At 72.2% G+C, this 16,157-nt stretch carries 16 protein-coding genes; 13 read left to right on the forward strand and 3 right to left on the reverse strand.

Annotated features, from left to right (window positions below; translation table 11 throughout):
* Positions 1-28: 28 nt before the first annotated feature.
* Together clpB and ACWEGE_RS12725 are read left to right on the forward strand one after the other, a co-directional pair.
* A complete protein-coding gene (gene clpB, locus ACWEGE_RS12720; protein ID WP_449660553.1) occupies positions 29-2,626 on the forward strand; it encodes an ATP-dependent chaperone ClpB in 2,598 nt (865 codons plus the stop codon).
* 161 nt (positions 2,627-2,787) lie between these two features.
* Positions 2,788-3,564 (forward strand): hypothetical protein, encoded by a 777-nt coding sequence (locus ACWEGE_RS12725; RefSeq protein ID WP_449660554.1) that lies wholly within the window; start codon positions 2,788-2,790, stop codon positions 3,562-3,564.
* Here the strand turns inward: ACWEGE_RS12725 and ACWEGE_RS12730 are convergent.
* Entirely contained in the window at positions 3,561-4,490 is a 930-nt protein-coding gene (locus ACWEGE_RS12730) for a hypothetical protein (RefSeq protein WP_449660555.1), read from the reverse strand. The two genes, ACWEGE_RS12725 and ACWEGE_RS12730, sit on opposite strands and share 4 nt — an antisense overlap.
* A gap of 69 nt (positions 4,491-4,559) precedes the next feature.
* Here ACWEGE_RS12730 and ACWEGE_RS12735 point away from each other — a divergent pair, with 69 nt between their 5' ends.
* The 11 genes from ACWEGE_RS12735 (at position 4,560) to ACWEGE_RS12785 (ending at position 12,933) form a co-directional block, all read left to right on the forward strand.
* Positions 4,560-5,318: an SDR family NAD(P)-dependent oxidoreductase gene (locus ACWEGE_RS12735; protein WP_449660556.1), complete on the forward strand. Its 759-nt coding sequence runs from the start codon at positions 4,560-4,562 to the stop codon at positions 5,316-5,318.
* A gap of 75 nt (positions 5,319-5,393) precedes the next feature.
* A complete protein-coding gene (locus tag ACWEGE_RS12740) occupies positions 5,394-6,146 on the forward strand; it encodes an ABC transporter ATP-binding protein (RefSeq protein ID WP_449660557.1) in 753 nt (250 codons plus the stop codon).
* A complete protein-coding gene (locus ACWEGE_RS12745) occupies positions 6,146-8,593 on the forward strand; it encodes an ABC transporter permease (RefSeq protein WP_449660558.1) in 2,448 nt (815 codons plus the stop codon). The genes ACWEGE_RS12740 and ACWEGE_RS12745 overlap by 1 nt, the downstream gene beginning before the upstream one ends.
* 27 nt (positions 8,594-8,620) lie before the next feature.
* Entirely contained in the window at positions 8,621-9,184 is a 564-nt protein-coding gene (gene pyrE / locus ACWEGE_RS12750) for an orotate phosphoribosyltransferase (RefSeq protein WP_400896990.1), read from the forward strand.
* 106 nt (positions 9,185-9,290) lie between these two features.
* Positions 9,291-9,842, forward strand: a complete 552-nt coding sequence (locus ACWEGE_RS12755; protein WP_449660559.1) for an RNA polymerase sigma factor — start codon at positions 9,291-9,293, stop codon at positions 9,840-9,842.
* The gene (locus ACWEGE_RS12760) at positions 9,833-10,417 is read left to right on the forward strand and encodes an Asp23/Gls24 family envelope stress response protein (RefSeq protein ID WP_449660560.1); all 585 of its coding nucleotides are present in this window, start codon (positions 9,833-9,835) and stop codon (positions 10,415-10,417) included. The genes ACWEGE_RS12755 and ACWEGE_RS12760 overlap by 10 nt, the downstream gene beginning before the upstream one ends.
* Positions 10,414-10,776, forward strand: a complete 363-nt coding sequence (locus ACWEGE_RS12765) for an Asp23/Gls24 family envelope stress response protein (RefSeq protein WP_449660561.1) — start codon at positions 10,414-10,416, stop codon at positions 10,774-10,776. Before ACWEGE_RS12760 ends, ACWEGE_RS12765 begins: the two co-directional genes overlap by 4 nt.
* Entirely contained in the window at positions 10,773-11,066 is a 294-nt protein-coding gene (locus ACWEGE_RS12770; RefSeq protein WP_449660562.1) for a hypothetical protein, read from the forward strand. The genes ACWEGE_RS12765 and ACWEGE_RS12770 overlap by 4 nt, the downstream gene beginning before the upstream one ends.
* Before the next feature lie 76 nt (positions 11,067-11,142).
* Entirely contained in the window at positions 11,143-11,568 is a 426-nt protein-coding gene (locus ACWEGE_RS12775; RefSeq protein WP_449660563.1) for an Asp23/Gls24 family envelope stress response protein, read from the forward strand.
* Between the two features lie 310 nt (positions 11,569-11,878).
* The gene (locus tag ACWEGE_RS12780) at positions 11,879-12,268 is read left to right on the forward strand and encodes a DUF2784 domain-containing protein (protein ID WP_449660564.1); all 390 of its coding nucleotides are present in this window, start codon (positions 11,879-11,881) and stop codon (positions 12,266-12,268) included.
* A gap of 14 nt (positions 12,269-12,282) precedes the next feature.
* Positions 12,283-12,933 carry a TrmH family RNA methyltransferase gene (locus ACWEGE_RS12785; RefSeq protein ID WP_449660565.1) on the forward strand — a complete coding sequence of 217 codons (651 nt, stop codon included), beginning with the start codon at positions 12,283-12,285 and terminating at the stop codon, positions 12,931-12,933.
* A 3-nt stretch (positions 12,934-12,936) separates the two neighbouring features.
* On the opposite strand, the gene ACWEGE_RS12790 is transcribed toward ACWEGE_RS12785, so the two are convergent.
* Both ACWEGE_RS12790 and ACWEGE_RS12795 read right to left on the reverse strand, forming a co-directional pair.
* Positions 12,937-13,905: a cellulase family glycosylhydrolase gene (locus tag ACWEGE_RS12790; protein ID WP_449660566.1), complete on the reverse strand. Its 969-nt coding sequence runs from the start codon at positions 13,903-13,905 to the stop codon at positions 12,937-12,939.
* Between the two features lie 68 nt (positions 13,906-13,973).
* Positions 13,974-16,115 (reverse strand): molybdopterin-dependent oxidoreductase, encoded by a 2,142-nt coding sequence (locus tag ACWEGE_RS12795; RefSeq protein ID WP_449660567.1) that lies wholly within the window; start codon positions 16,113-16,115, stop codon positions 13,974-13,976.
* Positions 16,116-16,157: the final 42 nt, after the last annotated feature.

The following is a 16,157-nucleotide window of genomic DNA, read 5'->3' on the forward strand; positions in this document are numbered from 1 at the left end:
TCTGGTAGTACCGAGCATGAGGTGAGGGATGGACGCTTTCAACCCGACCACGAAGACCCAGCAGGCGATCTCGTCCGCGGCGCAGGCGGCCACCATGGCCGGCAACCCGCACGTGTCGGCCGCCCATCTGCTGGGCGCCCTGCTGGCGCAGGGTGAGGGACTGACCGCACCGCTGCTGACCGCGGTCGGGGCCGACCCGGAGGTGGTGCACAAGGAGCTGGAGCCGCTGATCGCGGCCCTGCCGTCGGCGACCGGCGCGACCGTGTCGAGCCCGCAGTTCGACACCCACGCGGTCAAGTCGCTGACGCGCGCCCAGAAGCTCGCCACCGAGCTGGGCGACGAGTACGTCTCGACCGAGCACCTGCTCGTCGGGCTCGCCACCGAGGGCGGCCAGGTCGCCGACCTGCTCAAGCGCCACGGGGCGACGCCGGACGCGCTGCAGGAGGCGTTCGCCAAGGTCCGCGGCTCGGCCCGGATCACCAGCGCGGACCCGGAGAGCACCTTCAAGGCGCTCGAGAAGTACGGCGTCGACCTCACCGAGCGCGCCCGCGCCGGCGAGCTCGACCCGGTCATCGGCCGCGACACCGAGATCCGCCGCGTGGTGCAGGTGCTGTCGCGGCGCACCAAGAACAACCCGGTCCTGATCGGCGAGCCGGGCGTCGGCAAGACGGCCATCGTCGAAGGGCTGGCCCAGCGCATCGTCGCCGGGGACGTGCCGGAGTCGCTGCGCGGCAAGCGCGTCGTCGCCCTCGACCTCGGGTCGATGGTGGCCGGCGCCAAGTACCGCGGCGAGTTCGAAGAGCGGCTGAAGGCCGTGCTCAAGGAGATCACCGACTCCGCGGGCGAGGTCATCACCTTCATCGACGAGCTGCACACGATCGTCGGCGCCGGCGCGACCGGCGAGGGCGGCGCGATGGACGCGGGCAACATGATCAAGCCGATGCTCGCCCGCGGCGAGCTGCGGATGGTCGGCGCGACCACGCTCGACGAGTACCGCCAGCACATCGAGAAGGACGCGGCCCTGGAGCGGCGCTTCCAGCAGGTGCTCGTCGGCGAGCCGTCGCCGGAGGACACCATCGCGATCCTGCGCGGGCTGAAGGAGCGCTACGAGGTCCACCACGGTGTCCGGATCACGGACGCCGCGCTGGTCGCCGCCGCGACGCTGTCCGACCGCTACATCACTGCGCGCTTCCTGCCGGACAAGGCGATCGACCTGGTCGACGAGGCCGCGTCGAAGCTCCGCATGGAGATCGACTCGCGGCCGGTGGAGATCGACGAGGTCGAGCGCGCTGTCCGGCGGCTCGAGATCGAGGAGATGGCCCTCGCGAAGGAGAGCGACGCCGCTTCGAAGGAGCGGCTCGCCAACCTGCGTGCCGAGCTGGCCGAGAAGCGCGAGACGCTGACGGCGCTGACCGCCCGCTGGCAGAACGAGAAGGGCTCCATCGAGCGCGTCCGCGAGCTCAAGGAGCAGCTCGAGCAGCTGCGCGGCGAGTCGGAGCGCGCCGAGCGCGACGGCGACCTCGGCAAGGCCGCCGAGCTGCGCTACGGCCGGATCCCGGCGCTGGAGAAGGAGTTCGAAGCAGCCACCGCGGCGAGCGAGGCCAGCCAGCAGAACGTCATGCTCAAGGAAGAGGTCGGCGCGGACGACGTCGCCGACGTCGTGAGCGCGTGGACCGGCATCCCGGCCGGACGGCTGCTGGAGGGTGAGACCGGCAAGCTGCTCCGGATGGAGGAGGAGCTGACCCGGCGCGTCATCGGGCAGGCCGAGGCCGTGCAGGTCGTCGCGGACGCGGTGCGCCGCGCCCGGGCCGGCGTGGCCGACCCCGACCGGCCGACCGGTTCGTTCCTGTTCCTCGGCCCGACCGGCGTCGGCAAGACCGAGCTGGCCAAGGCGCTGGCCGAGTTCCTGTTCGACGACGAGCGTGCGATGCAGCGCATCGACATGAGCGAGTACGCCGAGAAGCACTCGGTGGCGCGCCTGGTCGGTGCCCCGCCCGGGTACGTCGGCTACGACCAGGGCGGCCAGCTGACCGAGGCCGTCCGGCGGCGCCCGTACTCGGTGGTGCTGCTCGACGAGGTCGAGAAGGCCCACCCGGACGTCTTCGACGTGCTGCTGCAGGTCCTCGACGACGGGCGGCTGACCGACGGCCAGGGCCGGACGGTGGACTTCCGCAACACCATCCTGATCCTGACCTCGAACCTCGGTTCGCAGGCCATCGCCGACCCGTCGCTCGACGAGCGGCAGCGGCGGGACGCCGTGCTCGAGGTGGTGCAGCGGCAGTTCAAGCCGGAGTTCCTCAACCGGCTCGACGACATCGTCGTGTTCCACTCGCTCGGCACCGAGCAGCTGACGTCCATTGTGGACATCCAGGTGGCCAGGCTCGCCAAGCGGCTGGAACAGCGGCGGCTGCACCTGGAGGTCACCGACGGCGCCCGCGAGTGGCTCGCGCTCAACGGCTTCGACCCGATCTACGGCGCCCGCCCGCTGCGGCGGCTGGTCCAGTCGGCGATCGGCGACAAGCTGGCGAAGGAGCTGCTGTCGGGCGAGATCCGGGACGGCGACACCGTGCGCGTCGACGGCCCGGACCTGGAGGCCGGTGACGCCCTGACGGTCACCCGCGTCTGACGGTTCGTGAAGGCCACCTCACCCGAGGTGGCCTTCACGGCTGTCCACAGTGGTTCGTGCCGATTTGTCGACCCGTGGCGGCGCAAAATGCTCCGAATGGGCCCGGCGACACGGGTACCGTCGATCATCCCTCCGGCGTAAGGAGCGATACCCTGGCCGTCGTGGGTATTCCGGCGTGGATCTGGTTCGTCATCGCGGCCGTCGCCCTGGTGGCGGGGCTGGGGCTGCTCGCGGCCGACCGGGCGAAGGAGGGCTCGCGCAACCGCGAGCGAATGCGCTGGGCACAGTTGCGCGGCTGGCAGTTCGTCGAGGAGGACGAGCGCCTGCCGCAGCAGTGGTCCGGCGGCGCGATCGGCTACTTCGGCGCGGACGCGGCCGTGAACGTGGTCGCGGGTTCGACCTTCACCTCCGACGGCCGCCGCCCGGTGTTCATCTTCGACATCGAGACCGAGGGCCAGATCCCCGCGGTGGTCGTGGCGGTGCGCTGCAACAAGAAGCACCGCATCCCGATCGAGATGTGGCTGTCCAGCGTCCCGTTCCAGCGCGCGGACATGCCCGAGATGCTCGGCCCGATCGGCGCCCGGTACGCGTTCGCGGACGACGCGGACGGCGCCCGCGTGGTGATCACGCAGGAGCTCGTCGACGCGGCTGACCAGCTGGGCGGCGACGTCGGCGTGGCCTGGCTGGAGAACGAGTGGGTGCTGGCCAGCGTGGTCCCGACGGCGGGGCCGTCGCGGCTGGAGCGCCTGCTGCGCGACCTCGGCGAAATCGCGGACATCGTCGACCCGTTCGACGAGGACTACGACGCGGGCCGGCACCAGGCGAGCGCCCCGGTCCCGTCCGAGGCCACGGCACCCGCCGCCCCCGGCACCCCGGCGGCCGGGACGCCGGCCCAGCAGCCGCCCGCGGAGCCGGAACCGAAGCCGAGCGAGAGCTAGCAGCCGAGCAGCCGCCGGTCGAGGGCGCTGAGCGTGGCCGACCGGTCCAGCGTCCCGCGCACCGACGTCGTGCTTCCCTCCGCGTGGACCACGTGGTCCACGCCGAGGTCGCCGCGGATCGAGCCGGCCGGGCCCGCCGGGCCGAGGGACTGGCTCGTCTCCACCAGGCCCCAGGCCGGGCCGAGCTGACCACCCGCTTCGTGGGTCTGGCCCAGGTCCAGGACGCCCGAGAGCCGGCCGGTCGCGTACTGCTCGGACGTCGCGCCGACCGCGCCGAGACGGCCGAGGTCCGCGGCCTGGCCGGAGGACCGGCGGGCCGAGAGCGCGCCGCCGAGGTCTCCGGTGAAGGTGCCGTACAGGCCCGTGTCGAGCTGCTCGGCGTTCTGGCTCAGGACGTCGACGCCGTCGGCGGGCCAGATGCCGTGGCTCGTGCCTTCGCCGAGGCCGATCCGGTGCTCGGCGCCGCCGCCGAAGGGGGCGAGCGACAGGCTGCGCGACGCACCCTGGCCGAGCCGCTGGCTGTTCGCGGTGACCGCGTGGACCTGGCCGATGCCCACGGTGTGCCGGCCGGTGCGGGCGAGCGACTCGGCTTCCTGCGACGCGGCCGACGTCTCCGTCTGGCGCTCCTCGCGGCGGGTGGCCGCGGACCCGGTCAGGTCGTTGGTGAGCGCCGCGCCGGCGATCTCCTTCGCGAGGAAGTCGTGGCGGGTCGCGGCCAGGGTCTCGCGCACCGCCGACGAGCCGCTCTCGCCCGAGGTCGAGACGTCGCGGCGGAACGTGCTGTCCTCGCGGTGGTCGAGCGGCAGGGTCAGCTCGGCCGGGCTCGCCAGCGCCACGGCCGGAGCCGCGAAGAGCAGCGCGACGGGCGCCGCGCCCGCGGCGACCTTGGGCAGATAGCCGCTTTTGCGCCTGCTGTGCTTACCCATGCGGCGGACGATACTTCCCCGTCGATTCGAACGCACGTCCACCCGTGACCAGCGGGTATGTTCACCCACATGACCACCACCGCTCTCATTACCGGTGCCACGGCGGGCATCGGCGCGCAGTTCGCGCGCCGGCTCGCCGCCGACAAATACGACCTCGTGCTCGTCGCCCGTGACACCGCGCGGCTGGAGGCGTACGCCGCTGAGCTGCGGGAACAGCACGGTGTGGCGGTCGAGGTGCTGCCCGCCGATCTGTCCGAAGTGGACGGCCGGACGGCGGTCGAGGAGCGGCTCGCCGCCGGGCCGGTCGACCTCCTGGTGAACAACGCCGGGTTCGGGCTGAACGGCGACTTCTGGACCATCCCGCCGGACGCGCTGCAGCGTCAGCTCGACGTCAACGTCACGGCCGTCCTGCGCCTCACCCGGGCCGTGCTGCCCGGCATGATCGAGCGCGGCCACGGCGAAATCATCCAGGTCAGCAGTGTCGCGGGCTTCTTCAGCGGCCGCGGTTCGACCTACACGGCCAGCAAGAACTGGGTCACGTCGTTCACCGAAGGCATCGCCGCTTCGCTGCCGAAAAGCATCCGGATGATGGCGCTGTGCCCCGGTTTCACCGCGACCGAGTTCCACGAACGGGCCGGCATCGGCAAACCGGGCCCGAAAATCGCCTGGTTGGGTGTCGAACAGGTGGTCAACGAAGCCCTGTCGGACCTGCGCCGCGGCAAGGTGATCTCCGTGCCGAGCCTGCAGTACAAGGCCGTCGTCGCGATCGGCGGCCTGTTGCCGCGCGCGGTGCTGCGCCGGATCAGCGGTGGCCGGGGCCGCACCTGAGTAGGGCTGTCCCCACCCGGAAGACGCACGCTCGCACCAGGGTGACCCGGGGGCGGGCTCAATAGCGTTTTCCCCATGACAACTGGGTGGCACGAGGCAGCCGACGCGGTCCGGCTCGAGGCCGTGCGCAAGGAGTACGGCGGTGTGGTCGCGCTGGACGGGGTCTCGATCTCCTTCCCCCGCGGCGGGTTCACCGCGGTGATGGGCCCGTCCGGCTCGGGCAAGAGCACCTTCCTGCACTGCGCGGCCGGGCTCGACCGGCCCACGTCCGGCCGGGTCGTGCTCGACGGCCAGGACCTCGGCGGCAAGAACGAGACCTACCTGACGAAGCTGCGGCGCGACCGCGTCGGCTTCGTCTTCCAGGCGTTCAACCTGCTCCCGGCACTGACGGTCGAGCAGAACGTCGTGCTGCCGCTGCAGCTGGCCGGCCGGCGCGCGGACAAGCGGCTGGTGGAACGGATCCTGGCGCACGTCGGGCTCGACGGGCGCCGCAAGCACCTGCCCGGGCAGCTCTCCGGCGGCCAGCAGCAGCGCGTCGCCATCGCCCGCGCCCTGGTCACCGACCCCGCCGTGCTGTTCGCCGACGAGCCGACCGGCGCCCTCGACACCCGCACCGCCGCCGAGGTGCTCGGCCTGCTGCGCGACTCCGTCCGGTCGTCGGGCCAGACGGTGATCATGGTGACGCACGACCCGGTCGCCGCCTCCTACGCCGACGAAGTCGTGTTCCTGGCCGACGGCAGGCTCGCCGGGCGGCTGGCCCGGCCGACTGCGGAAGCCGTCGCCGAGCGGATGACCCACCTGGGCGCGTGGGGCCGGGTGGCGGCCTGATGTTCAAGCTGGCACTGCGGACCCTCCGCCTGCGCAAGGGCGGCTTCCTGGCGACGTTCGTCGCCGTGTTCTTCGGCGCGCTCGTCGTCTCGGCGTGCGGCGGCCTGATGGAGACCGGCATCCGGTCCGAGACGCCGGTGCAGCGGCTGGCCGCGGCGCCGATCGTCGTCGGCGGGCAGCAGACGCTCAAGCTCCCGGAAGAGGACCCGGCTACCCTCGAGCCCGGGGACAAGCACAAGTTCGAGAACGCGACCCTGCCCGAGCGCGTCCGGCTCGACGCGGCGCTGGCCCGGCGCCTGCGCGCGGTCCCCGGCGTCACGAACGTCGTCGGCGAGATCAGCTTCCCCGCGCAGATCGGGGCCGCGAGCGCACTGGGCCACGCCTGGGATTCCGCCGTGCTGACGCCGTACACGCTGAAGGGCGCGGCTCCGAAGCCGGGCGAAGTCGTCGTCGACGCCGGGCTCGGCCTCGCCGTCGGGGACACCCTGCCGATCGCCGCGCACGGCAGCGTCAGCCCGTTCCGCATCTCCGGGATCGCCGAAGCGCCGCAGGCCATGCGGGACGCGGCGGTGTTCTTCGCCGCTTCGGACGCCGAACGGCTGTCCGGGCACCCGGGCCGCTTCGACACCATCGGCGTCTTCGGTGGCGACGTCGCCGCCGTGACCGCGGCCGTCGGGGACGCCGGTGTGGTGGCGACCGGCGTCGACCGCGGCGCCTTCGAGTTCCCGGAGACGGGCAAGAGCGGCGAGAACCTGATCGTGCTGGCCGCCGTGTCCGGCGGGCTCTCGGCCATGGTCATGGTGTTCGTCGTGGCCGGGACGCTGACGCTGTCGACGCAGCAGCGCCGGCGCGAACTCGCGCTGCTGCGCGCGGTCGGCACCACCCCGCGCCAGCTGCGCCGGATGGTGCTCGGCGAGGCGCTCGTCGTCGGGCTGCTCGCGGTCGGCGTCGCGGTGGTGCTCGGCCCGGTGCTCGGGCAGTGGCTGTTCGGGCAGCTCGTCGACCACCACGTCGTGCCCGACGTGCTGCGGTTCGCGCAGGGCTGGGTCCCGGCCGTGGTCGCCGCGGGCGCGTCGCTGCTGGCCGTCGTGGGTGCCTCCTTCGTGGCGGGACGGCGTGCTTCGCGGATCCGCCCGGCCGAGGCGCTCGCCGAAGCCGCCGTCGAGCGCCGCTGGCTGACGCCGATCCGGCTGGTCACCGCCATCCTGTGCTTCGGCGGCGGGACGGCGCTCGGCATCGTGACGGTCGCGGTGATGACCGGCCCGGTCGCGGCCAGCACGGCAGGCCCGGCCGTGATGCTGTGGGCGTTCGGCCTGGCGGCGATCAGCCCGGGCGTGACGAAGCTGATGGCCACGCTGCTGCGCTGGCCGGTGGAGGCGCTGACCGGCGTCAACGGCCGGGTCGCGCTGCGCAACACCCGCGTCGGCGCGGTGCGGGCGGCCGGCGCGGTCACCCCGATCATGCTCGCGGTCGGCATCGCGACCGCCAACATCTACCTGCAGACCACCCAGGAAGCCGTCTCGAACCAGGCCTACACCGAGGACCTGCGCGCGGACGCGGTCGTCGCCGGGCCGGGTGGCCTTGACTCGTCGGTACTGGGCCGGGTGCGCACCACCCCGGGGGTGGCGAGCGCGTCGGAGTACGTCACCAGCACGGTGTTCGTCGAGAAGCCGTTCGACTCGGGCCAGCACGACGACGGCCGGCCCGCACTGGGTGTCAGCGAGCTGACCGGGAACGCCGTCGAGGTGCCTTCGACGCTCGGTCACCGCGTCGGCGACACGCTGTCGCTGCGGCTCGGCGACGGCACCCCGGTGGACGTGCGGGTCACCGCCGTCGTCGACCAGCGTCCCGGGTTCGAGAAGCTCGTGCTGCCCGCTTCCCTGCTGGCGCCGCACACGACGCTCGGGCTCGCCCCGCAGCTGCTGGTCCGCGCCGCTCCCGGCGTCGACCCGGCGACGCTGACCGCGCGGCTGCGCGAGGCGACCGCCGGGCAGCCGGTGGTCGTCGGCGACCGCGGCACGCTGCTTGCGGCGCACGCGAAGGGCAACGAGGTCGGCGCCTGGGTCAACTACCTGCTCGTCGGGATGATCATCGCCTACACGGTGATCTCCGTGGTGAACACGCTGGTGACGGCCACCGCGCGGCGCCGCCGCGAGTTCGGCGTGCAGCGGCTGAGCGGCTTCACCCGCGGCCAGGTGCTGCGCATGGCCGGCGTCGAAGGCGGCCTGATCGCGACCATCGCGGTGCTGCTCGGGACGCTCGTCGCGGCGGGGGCGATCGTGCCGTTCTGCCTGGTGGTGACCGGCACGCTGCTGCCGTCGGGCCCGGTGGCGATCTACCTGGCCGTGCTCGCCATCGCCGTGGTGCTCTCGCTCGTGGCGATCCTGGTCCCGGCCTGGGCCGCGACGCGCGGGCGTGCGGTCGACGCCACATCCGTCGGTGAGTGAACCCGGCCGTGTGTAAGACTCACGGCCGTGGCGAACCCCGGTTTGGATCAAGCGGCGAAACTCGAACTGGCCAGGCTGGTCACCGATCTTTCCGTGGTGCACGGAAAAGTGACCCTGGCGTCCGGCAAGGAAGCCGACTACTACATCGACCTCCGGCGGGCGACGCTGCACCACGCGGCCGCGCCGCTGATCGGCAAGCTCCTGCGCCAGCTGACTGCGGACTGGGACTACGTGGCGGCCGGCGGCCTGACGCTCGGCGCCGACCCGGTCGCGCTGGCGATGCTGCACTCGGCGGCGAACGACGGGGTCGTGCTGGACGCGTTCGTGGTCCGCAAGTCGGTCAAGGAACACGGCATGCAGCGGCGCATCGAGGGCATGGAGGTCCGCGGCCAGCGCGTGCTGGCGGTCGAGGACACGTCCACGACCGGCGGCAGCGTGCTGGAGGCGGTCGCCGCCCTGCGTGAAGCGGGCGCGAACGTGATCGGCGTGGTGACGGTGGTCGACCGCGACACCGGCGCGCGCGAGGCGATCGAGAAGGAAGGCCTGGAGTACCGGTACGTCCTGGGCAAGGACGACCTCGGTCTGGACTGACCGGTGACCGGGGCGGATCCGGTGGAGTCGCCCCGGTGACCACCGTCACCCAGAATCACCGCGTGACGATTTCCGCCCACCGGTGTCCTCCCCCAGAGGAGGTGCCGTGACGACGACTACGCCGCTGGACGACGTGACCCTCGTCAGCCGCGCCCGGGACGGCGACGTCCGGGCGTACGAGCAGCTCGTGCTGCGCTACCAGGGCCCGATGTTCCGGCTCGCGGTCAAGATGCTCGCCCACCGCGGCGACGCCGAGGACGTCGTGCAGGAGGTGTTCCTCAACGCCTGGCGCAAGCTCGGCCAGCTCACCGAGGACGCCGCGTTCGTCGGCTGGCTCTACCGGGCCACCACGAACCGCTGCCTCAACGTGATCCGGGCGCGCAAGCCGCAGGCCGACGTCGATCTCGACACCGCCGAGTCGCCGCGGGCCGACCTGCAGCCCGAGCGGGCCGCGCAGGTGAGCGGCCAGCTCGCGGCGTTGAACGCGGCGCTGGCGCAGCTGACGCCCGAACAACGAGCGTGCTGGCTGCTGCGGGAAGTGCACGGCCGGTCCTACGAGGAGATCGGCGAAGTCGTCGGTGCGAACGCGACCGCGGTCCGCGGCCGGATCGCGCGCGCCCGGGCCCAGCTGGCGGAGGTGATGAAGCCATGGCGATGACGGACTACGAGCTGCCCTGCGAACGCGATGTCGAGCAGGTGTGGGAGCGGCTCGACGCGGTCGGCGCCGGGCTGGCCGACGAACACGAGCTGACCTGCCCGCACTGCCGGGCCGCGCGGGAAAGCCTGCTGGCCCTGCGCGAGGCCACGTCCGAGCTGGCGGCCGAGGAGGACACGCCGTCGCCGGACCTGTTCGGGCGGATCATGTCGGCGGTGCGCGCCGAGGTGCGGCGCGGCTCGATGGTGCCGCTGCCGACCCCGGAACCCGGGTTCGTCGAGATCAGCGAGCAGGCGGTGGCGGCGGTGCTGCGGTACGCGGCCGACACGGTCGACGGCGTCCGGGCGCGGCGGTGCCGGGTGCGGGCCGTGCCCGGCGGGGTCGAGGTGGAACTCACCCTCGCGGTGAGCCTGCGGAACCGCGCGGGCGGTGCGGCGTTGGCCCAGGTGCGGGAGCGGGTGACCGCGGCGGCCGCGGCCCGGGTGGGCCTGACGCCGGCCAAGGTCGACCTGCTCGTGGAGGATCTCTTCGAAGAAGACGCTGTCGGGGAAGACGCTGCCGGGGAGCCAGGGGAATGAGCGTGGACTACGTCATCGCCGATCCGGTGATCGCCGGGGTGGCGGCGCGGGCGGCGATCACCACACCGGGCGTGGTGCGGCTCGAACCGGGCCTGCGCGGCCTGGTGACGGCGTGGACGCGCGCGGCCCGCGGGCGCTGGCGGGGGCTCGACCCGGCGCCGTCGGACGGCGTCCGGGTCCGGACCACCGACGGCCGGGTGACGGTCCAGATCGACCTCGTCACGTCGGCGGCCGACCAGGCGGCGGCGGTCGGCCGGGCGGTCCAGCGCTCGGTGACGCGGTTCGTGGCCGAGCAGACCGGCCTGGTGGTCGACGAGGTTTCAGTGTCCATTCTGGACATCGAGCCGGAAGCCCGGTGACCGCCGAAGAAGCCGTCGAGCGGATCGTCGGCGCTCTCGCGGACGTGGCCGGCCTTCGCCCGGCGACCCCGTCGTTCCCGATGGCGCGGGACGGCCTGGCCGTGGACCTGGCCCCGGAGGTGGTCCGGATCCGGCTGATCGCGACCCGGCTGCCGATCCCGCCGTTGCTGGAGCGGGCGGCCGAAGCGGTGCGGCCGGTGCTCACGGGCACGGAGTGGGCGAACGCGCGGCTGCGCTTGGAAGTCACCGATCTCGACGGCGCGGCGTTCGCGAGACCCACGTCACAGTGACGGTCTCCAGTCCTTTGTGTCCTTGGCTACGAACCAGGCGAAAGCCTTGTCCCGCAGGACATCCAGGGAGGACACCATGACCGCGACGGCGGAGAAGACCACCGAGACCGCGCTCGTCACCAAGCAGGGCACCACGACCATCGCCGACACGGTGGTGCAGAAGATCGCCGGCCTCGCCGCGCGCGACGTCCACGGCGTGCACGACCTCGGCGGCGGCGCGGCCCGCGCGTTCGGCGCCCTCCGCGACCGCATCCCGGGCGCGTCGGCGAGTGTCGGCCAGGGCGTCTCGGTCGAGGTCGGCGAGAAGCAGGCGGCGGTGGACCTGCAGGTGCTCGTCGAGTACGGCGTCGCCATCGCGGAGCTGGCCCGCTCGGTGCGCCGCAACGTGGTGACCGCGATCGAGCAGATGACCGGGCTGGAGGTCGTCGAGGTGAACATCAACGTCACCGACGTCCACATCCCGAGCGACGACGAACCGGTGACCAGCGATCGCGTTCAGTGAAATCCGGCTGACCGGGACGTGGTCCGGGCGTACCGTCGGGGCATGGAAGAGCCGCCGGAACCGCAGCGGCCGGCCGACCCGAACCGGAAGAAACCGGACGGTGCGCCCGACCAGTACCCGCACGAGCAGCCGACGAAGTACCCCGCGAAACGCCCGCCGGAGTTTCCACCGGGGGTAACCCCTCCGTCACCGCGCAGGTGAATGGGTTGCTCCGCTGGGTTAAAAATCACCGGCCGGGGCACTCTGGAGGGCAGCTGGATCCCAGCAGCGGAGTAAAGTCGCTGGTAGGGGGATCGGTGGAGGGGGTGCGATGGCGAAGTTCCTGGCCGACGTGACCGTCGTGGTGCACATCTTGGCCTTGCTGCTCATCGGTTTGGGGGGCTTCCTCGCCTGGCGGTGGCCGAAGCTGATCTTCGTCCACTTCTTCGCCGCGGTCTGGGGCGTCCTGGTGAACGTCACGCCGGTGCCGTGCCCGCTCACGGCGTTGGAGAACTACTTCCGCCACCAGCAGGGCCTCGGCGACCTGCCCGGCGGGTTCAACGCCTACTACCTCTACGGCACGGTCTTCCCGCAGTCGTGGCTGCCGGCGATCGGGATCATCGCGATCGTGGCGGTCGCGTACTCCTACGCCGGCGTCTACCACCGCTGGCGCCACCGCCACGACGAGGAAACCCACGTGCGCCCCGTCCACCTGGGCTGAGCGACAATCGGCGGGTGAGCACAGTCCCCGGACCCACCGAGTGGGTGAGCCGCGAAGAGGTCGGCGTCGGCCCGTGGCCGGGTGAGTGGCCCGCGGACGAGCGGTACGACCCCGAGCTGCTGCGCGACGGCGACCGCCGCAACGTCGTCGACGCCTACCGCTACTGGCGCCGCGAGGCCATCGTGTCCGATGTGGACAGCCGACGGCACCCGTTCCACGTCGCCATCGAGAACTTCCAGCACGACCACAACATCGGCACCGTGGTCCGCACGGCCAACGCGTTCGCCGCGGCCGAGGTGCACATCGTCGGCCGCCGCCGCTGGAACCGGCGCGGGGCCATGGTGACCGACCGCTACCAGCACCTGCGCCACCACGACGACGTCGCCACCCTGGTCGCCTTCGCGGGCGAGCAGGGGCTCGCCGTCGTCGCGGTGGACAACACGCCGGGTGCCCGGCCGGTCGAGACGGCCGAGATCCCGCGCGAGTGCGTCCTGCTGTTCGGCCAGGAGGGGCCCGGGCTGTCCGCGCAGGCGCAGGAAGCCGCGTCGCTGGTCGTTTCGATCGCCCAGTTCGGCACCACCCGCTCGATCAACGCCGGGGTCGCGGCCGGGATCGTCATGCACGCCTGGATCCGGCAGCACGCCGACCTCGGCCGCGCCTGGTGACGCCTACAGGCCCCAGCCCCAGCGCAGCTGCACCACGCCCGACGCGTTGTTGGTCTCCAGGCCGCTGCCGCTCTGCCGCGTGATCGAGTACGTGTCGCCGGAGCGCAGGCCGGGCCAGTAGACGACACCGATCTGCCTCGACCGCGCCAAGTCCGTGGTGGCGGCGAAGTAGGCGGTGAAGTTGTTGCCGTCCTGGTGCCCGGCGGAGTAGTCCAGGCCGGTGGTCATCGGGGCGCCGGCTTCGTCGATGATCGTGCGGGAGGAGTACGAGCCGAGCCGGTTGCCGAGGTTCGTGGTCCACGCGGCGCGGGTCGTGTCCGAGGCCCAGAAGCCGTAGAAGTGCAGCGAGAGGAGCGTGCCGGTCAACGCGCTCGCCGCGCCGACGCCCGTCACGTTGTCGTTGTAGCCGGTGCCGCTGATCAGCACCCGGCCGCGCGGGATGTTCGAGTGCCGGGACAGCCAGGTCGAGCAGAGTGACACCCAGTCGTTGAGGCCGTAGCCGAACGGCTCGTTCATCGGCTCGAAGTACACGTCGCCGTTGCCGCCGTAGTCGCTGGTCACCTTGTCCCACATGGTGTTCCAGGCGTTGACGTCGTCGACGAACCCGTCCTTGTTCGCTTCCCAGTAGCCGAAGATGACCTTCATGCCGTGGGACAGCGCCGAGTCGGCGGCGCCCTTGTACCGGCCCCACCAGTCCGAGTTGACGCTTTGCGGGTTGATCGGCAGCCGCACGGTGTTCGCGCCGAGTTTCTGCTGGAAGCCGGTGATGATGCCGTCGGCCTTGCCGCGGACGCTCGCGTAGCTGTCCCCGGCGGTGAGGCCGGTCGGGATCACCCAGCCGTCGACGTAGTTGTCGCGGGCGTCCGCCCAGTTGACGCCGCGGAAGCCGTTCGTGGCCGCGGACGCGCTGGGCGGGAGGGTGAAGAGGGGAACGAGCAGGATGGCGAGCAGGCATCGACGGAAGCGGGCCATGCGAACTCCGATGTTCACGTAAACATGCCGCGTCGAGAATCCTCGACGGTCCCCCGGGACGTCAAGGGTCAGACGGGGGTGACCTCGACGGGAATGCCGTTCAACACCGACGTTCCGGACGGAACGTCCAGCAGCGTCTCGTCGGCGACCAGGTTCGAGTTGACGCCGGGGTGCGCGCTCGCGACCCGCGTCCGCGAGCCGTCGGCGTCGTGGCCCCAGCCGTGCGGGATGCTGACCACGCCGGGCCGGACGTCGTCGGTGACCTCGACCGGGACCTGCAGTTTTCCGGCCCGGGACGTCACCGAGGCCAGGCCGCCGTCGGTCAGGCCGAGGCGGGTCGCGTCCGCGGGGTGGACCTGGACCGTGCAGCGGTTGCCGCCGCGGACCAGCGGCGCCAGGTTGTGCATCCACGAGTTGTTCGAGCTCAGGTGCCGCCGCCCGATCAGCACCAGCCCGTCGTCCGCGGTTTTCGCGAGCTCTTCCCGCAAGCGCGGAACGTCGGCGACGACCGGCCCGGGCGCCAGCTCGATCCGCCCGGACGCGGTGCACAGCACCTCGGGGATCCGCGGCTGCAGCGGCCCGAAGTCCATCCCGTGCGGCGCCGCCTCGAGGTCGGCCAGCGTGACGTCGTACGGCCCGGCGCGCAGCAGCAAGTCGACCAGGCGCGCGGGCCCGGTGCGCTCACCGGCCACCGCGACGTCGAGCCCGTTGCGCCGCGCGGTCTCCCCGGCGACGAAGTCGTCGAGCGCCGCGACGTCGGCCTCGGGGCCCTGACCGGCGACGATGCCGGTCAGCCGCAGCATGGTCTCCCACTCCTGCGGCAGCGCCGACGGCAGCGTCGCGGGCGTCCAGTTGGCGATGTTGCGGATGGACAGCTGGTAGAAGGCCAGGTCGAAGTGCGGCCGCTCGAGCGGCGACGGCCCGGGCAGGATGACGTCGGCGTGGCGGGACGTCTCGTTGAGGTAGACGTCCACGGAGATCATGAAGTCGAGGCTTTCGAGCGCGGCGGCCAGCCGCCCGGCGTTCGGCGTGCTCAGGCACGGGTTGCCGCTGACCGTGATCAGCGCACGGACCTGGCCCTCGCCCGGCGTCTCGATCTCGTCGGCGAGCGTCGCGACCGGCAGCTCGCCGACGACCTCGGGGTAGCCGCGCACGCGGCTGCGCCAGCGTCCGACGGCGAACGGCCGCCGGTTCCCGGTGGGCTGGCACGCGGCGAGCGGGAACATCGCGCCGCCCGGGCTGTCGAGGTGGCCGGTGAGCACGTTGAGGACGTCGACCAGCCAGCTCGCGATGGTGCCGAACGCCTGCGTGGTGGTGCCGATCCGGCCGTAGACCACGGCGTTGTCCGAGGTCAGCTCCCGTGCCATCCGGCGGATCGCCTCGGCGTCGATGCCGGTGCGCGGCGCGACGGCTTCCGGGGTGAACGGCTCGGCCAGCGCGCGGACGTCGTCGAGGCCGTTCAGGTGCTCCGCCAGGCGGCCGGGGTCGACGAGGTTCTCCGCGAACAGGACGTTGACCAGCGCGAACAGCAGCAGCGCGTCGGTGCCGGGCCGGATGGCGTGGTGCTCGTCGGCGAACGCGGCGGTGCGCGTGCGGCGCGGGTCGACGACGACGATCTTGCCGCCGCGGTCGCGGATCCCGCGCAGCCGGCCGCGGATGTCCGGGGCGGTCATCAGGCTGCCGTTGGAGACGAGCGGGTTGGCGCCGAGGATCAGCAGGTGCCGCGTCCGGTCGAGGTCGGGCACCGGGATGGCGAGCGGGTCGCCGAACATGGTGCCTGCCGAGTAGTGCTTCGGCAGCTGGTCGACCGAGGTGGCGCTGTAGAAGTTCTTGGTGCCCAAAGCTTTGTAGAGCACACGGCCGTAGAGCGTGAGCGCGATGTTGTGCACGCCGGGGTTGCCCGCGTACACCGCGACGGCGTCCCGGCCGTGCTCCTCGAGGATCGGCGGGAGGCGGCGGGCGATCTCGTCGTAGGCCTCCTGCCAGCTGACCTCGACGAACTCGCCGTCGCGCTTGAGCAGCGGGGCGGTCAGCCGGTCCGGGTCGTGGTGCAGTGCGCCGAGTGACGCGCCCTTGGGGCAGATGTACCCGCGCGAGAAGACGTCCTGCTCGTCACCTTTGACGCGGGTGACCTGCTGGTTCGCGTCGAGCGTCACTTCCAGGCCGCAGGTGGCTTCGCACAGCGGGCAGGTGACGTTGGCAGTCGTCATGACCACCGAACATACCGAGCGGTATGTGGATGGGCAAGGCAC

Source organism: Amycolatopsis sp. NPDC004747, from assembly GCF_053601335.1.

Bases quoted from the DNA above. Each gene is read 5' to 3' on its own strand.
- clpB (WP_449660553.1), top strand. From the start codon at position 29: ATGGACGCTTTCAACCCGACCACGAAGACCCAGCAGGCGATCTCGTCC.
- ACWEGE_RS12730 (WP_449660555.1), bottom strand. From the start codon at position 4,490: ATGGGTAAGCACAGCAGGCGCAAAAGCGGCTATCTGCCCAAGGTCGCC.
- ACWEGE_RS12735 (WP_449660556.1), top strand. From the start codon at position 4,560: ATGACCACCACCGCTCTCATTACCGGTGCCACGGCGGGCATCGGCGCG.
- ACWEGE_RS12740 (WP_449660557.1), top strand. From the start codon at position 5,394: ATGACAACTGGGTGGCACGAGGCAGCCGACGCGGTCCGGCTCGAGGCC.
- ACWEGE_RS12745 (WP_449660558.1), top strand. From the start codon at position 6,146: ATGTTCAAGCTGGCACTGCGGACCCTCCGCCTGCGCAAGGGCGGCTTC.
- ACWEGE_RS12760 (WP_449660560.1), top strand. From the start codon at position 9,833: ATGGCGATGACGGACTACGAGCTGCCCTGCGAACGCGATGTCGAGCAG.
- ACWEGE_RS12765 (WP_449660561.1), top strand. From the start codon at position 10,414: ATGAGCGTGGACTACGTCATCGCCGATCCGGTGATCGCCGGGGTGGCG.
- ACWEGE_RS12775 (WP_449660563.1), top strand. From the start codon at position 11,143: ATGACCGCGACGGCGGAGAAGACCACCGAGACCGCGCTCGTCACCAAG.
- ACWEGE_RS12780 (WP_449660564.1), top strand. From the start codon at position 11,879: ATGGCGAAGTTCCTGGCCGACGTGACCGTCGTGGTGCACATCTTGGCC.
- ACWEGE_RS12790 (WP_449660566.1), bottom strand. From the start codon at position 13,905: ATGGCCCGCTTCCGTCGATGCCTGCTCGCCATCCTGCTCGTTCCCCTC.
- ACWEGE_RS12795 (WP_449660567.1), bottom strand. From the start codon at position 16,115: ATGACGACTGCCAACGTCACCTGCCCGCTGTGCGAAGCCACCTGCGGC.